Annotated in this window: 2 tRNA genes; both read left to right on the forward strand. The window is 47.3% G+C overall.

From position 1 onward, the window contains the following. Positions 1-4: 4 nt before the first annotated feature. Positions 5-77 (forward strand) — tRNA-Lys (locus L2D08_RS23730). A gap of 130 nt (positions 78-207) precedes the next feature. Next, positions 208-281: transfer RNA gene (locus L2D08_RS23735), tRNA-Pro, on the forward strand. Positions 282-283 lie beyond the last annotated feature (2 nt).

A 283-nucleotide genomic window follows, 5' to 3' on the forward strand; every position in this document is an offset into this window, starting at 1 on the left:
TACCGAGCCATTAGCTCAGTCGGTAGAGCATCTGACTTTTAATCAGAGGGTCGAAGGTTCGAGTCCTTCATGGCTCATTGTTGTATAATTGAAACAGAGTTCTTGGAAAATTCTTTTTAAAGATCGATGTCCTTTTTTAAAGGAGCTTCTGCTAAGAGCCGGCACGTCCTGTGCCAAACGAAGAAGCCAGAACGTCCTGTTCAAGCCCGGGAAGTAGCTCAGCTTGGTAGAGCACTTGGTTTGGGACCAAGGGGTCGCAGGTTCGAATCCTGTCTTCCCGATT

Source organism: Domibacillus sp. PGB-M46 (genome assembly GCF_022668875.1).
In the GTDB taxonomy this organism is placed as follows: Bacteria; Bacillota; Bacilli; order Bacillales; family Domibacillaceae; genus Domibacillus.